We start from the raw sequence: 2329 nt of genomic DNA on the forward strand, positions 1-2329 counted from the left end.
GCTGTGCGCGTTGACTATGCGCACCGAGTTGTGGTCGATCAGTTCCACGCGCGCGATCGGCACGCCCAGCTGGATCATCTGGATCGTGGTGCGCACGGCGGCCTCGATGCTCGGGAAGGAGCAGATCGCCGCCGAGATCGCCTCGGGGATGGGGTACAGGCGCAGCGTCACTTCGGTGATCACGCCCAGCGTGCCCTCGCTGCCGATGAACAGGCGCGTGAGGTCGTAGCCGGCGGAGGACTTGCGGGCCCGCGTGCCGGTGCGCATCGCCTCGCCGGCGGCCGTCACCACCTCCAGCGCCAGCACGTTTTCGCGCATCGTGCCGTAGCGCACGGCGTTGGTGCCGGAGGCGCGCGTCGCAGCCATGCCGCCGAGGGTGGCGTCGGCGCCGGGATCGATCGGGAAGAACAGGCCGGTGCTGCGGATCTCCTCATTGAGCTGCTTGCGCGTGACGCCGGCCTGCACCGTGACCGTCAGGTCCTCGGCGTTGACCGAGAGCACCTTGTTCATGCGGCCCACGTCGATGCTGATGCCACCCTGCACCGCCAGCAGGTGGCCCTCCAGCGAGGAGCCGACGCCGAAGGGGATCACGGGCGTCTCGTGTTCGCTCGCCAGCCGCACCGCATCCGCCACGTCCTGCGTGTTCTCGGCGAACACCACGGCCGCCGGCGGCGGCGCCTGGAAGGAAGACTCGTCGCGGCCATGCTGCTCGCGCACGGCGAGCGCCGTGGAACACTGCTCGCCGAAGCGCTTCTTCAGCGCCTCGATCAGCGCGGGCGGGACTGCACGCTGCCGGACTTCGGGAACCAGGTGCGTGAGGGCGGCGGGTGCGTTCATGCGGTACTCCAGAGGCAGCCCGCCAGTGTAGTCGCGCCTCCGCGGCCGGGCCGCGCCAGGGAAACCCTCAGCGCACCGAGTCCTCGTACTCGAAGCGCGTGATCACGCCGTCGTAGTTGCGGTCCATCTCCTCGAAGCTCATGGTGGCGAGGCTCAGCCGCGAGAACTCGGCGCGGGTCAGGTCGCCGTCGTGGTTGGCATCGGCGAAGAAGAAGGAGCGCGCCTCGTCGGTGGCGCTGAAACCGCCGGCCCCGCCGACGGTCTGACCCGGGCCGCGCACCGTCGCGCCGGCGCCGAGCACGTTGGTCGCCACCGGAGTGGTGACGGGACCGGTGAGCGTGCCGACGCCGGGCGACACGATCGTCGTCGGCGTGCCAGGCACCGCCAGCGGACCGTTGGTGGTGGTCGTCGGTGAGTTGGCCGGCGGCAGCTCGCTCGGGATCAGGGTCGTCGTGGTGAGGCTGCTGCCCGTCGGCGGCACGGTCGTGGTGCTCTGGGCGATCGGGTTGGTCGACACCGCCGCGCCGCTGCCAGACGAGAGGCCGGCGGGGAACATCGGCTGGAGGCCAGTGGGCCGTGGCGCGGTCTGCGCGATGCGTGCGGCGTTGGAGGGCACCGGGTTGGGGGCCGGCTGCACGCGGGCGGGAGCGCGCGCAGTCTGCGCTGCGGCGGGGAAGGCGGCAGCCAGGGCGCAGGCCAGGGCTGCGGCAAGGCGGATCGAGGCAAGCATTGGCGACTCCTGTCGATGCGGCCGTCGCCCGGACATGGGCGGCCTGATCCCATGCTTGCCCGGGGCGCGCGAATGGCAATCACCGTCGCGCCGGGACTTGCTGTAGGAGCATCGCGCACAATGGCGCAACAGGAGAACCATCATGGGCAAGCGGCTGACCCAGATCGCCACACGCACGGGGGACGACGGCACCACCGGCCTCGGCGACAACACGCGCGTCCCCAAGGCCCACTTGCGGGTGCACGCCATGGGCGACGTGGACGAACTCAATTCGCACATCGGCGTGCTGCTGTGCGAGGAACTGCCCGCCGATGCGCGGGAGCTGCTGATCGACATCCAGCACCAGCTCTTCAACCTCGGCGGCGAGCTGTCGATCCCCGGCTTCGAGCTGCTGAAGGAAGAAGCGGTGACGGCGCTGGACGCCGCGCTGGCGCATCACAACGCGCAGCTGCCCCGCTTGCAGGAGTTCATCCTGCCCGCCGGCAACCGCGCCGCCGCGCAGGCGCACGTCTGCCGCACCGTGGCCCGGCGCGCCGAGCGCGCGCTGGTGGCCCTGGGCGCGCAGGAGAGCGTGCGCGACGCCCCGCGGCAGTACCTGAATCGCCTGTCGGACCTGATGTTCGTGCTGGCGCGCGTATTCAACCGCATGAATGGCGGCGACGATGTGTACTGGAAGAGCGAGCGCTTGAAGCGCTCGGAGCCTGGCTCCTCGTAGATCCTATGACGGGGGTTGAGCCGGCTGCTGATCCGTCCTAAACATGG

3 protein-coding genes are annotated in these 2329 nt (G+C 70.5%); 1 reads left to right on the top strand and 2 read right to left on the bottom strand.

The window, feature by feature from the left end:
- Both VFM98_RS08985 and VFM98_RS08990 read right to left on the bottom strand, forming a co-directional pair.
- A partial coding sequence (locus VFM98_RS08985) for an FAD-binding oxidoreductase (RefSeq protein WP_325109578.1) occupies positions 1 to 837 on the bottom strand: 837 nt, incomplete at its 3' end.
- A 67-nt stretch (positions 838 to 904) separates the two neighbouring features.
- Entirely contained in the window at positions 905 to 1567 is a 663-nt protein-coding gene (locus VFM98_RS08990) for a hypothetical protein (protein ID WP_325109579.1), read from the bottom strand.
- A gap of 142 nt (positions 1568 to 1709) precedes the next feature.
- On the opposite strand from VFM98_RS08990, the gene VFM98_RS08995 reads away from it, so the two are divergent.
- Entirely contained in the window at positions 1710 to 2282 is a 573-nt protein-coding gene (locus VFM98_RS08995) for a cob(I)yrinic acid a,c-diamide adenosyltransferase (RefSeq protein WP_325109580.1), read from the top strand.
- Positions 2283 to 2329 lie beyond the last annotated feature (47 nt).

Source organism: Ramlibacter sp. (assembly GCF_035706265.1).
In the GTDB taxonomy this organism is placed as follows: Bacteria; Pseudomonadota; Gammaproteobacteria; order Burkholderiales; family Burkholderiaceae_C; genus Ramlibacter.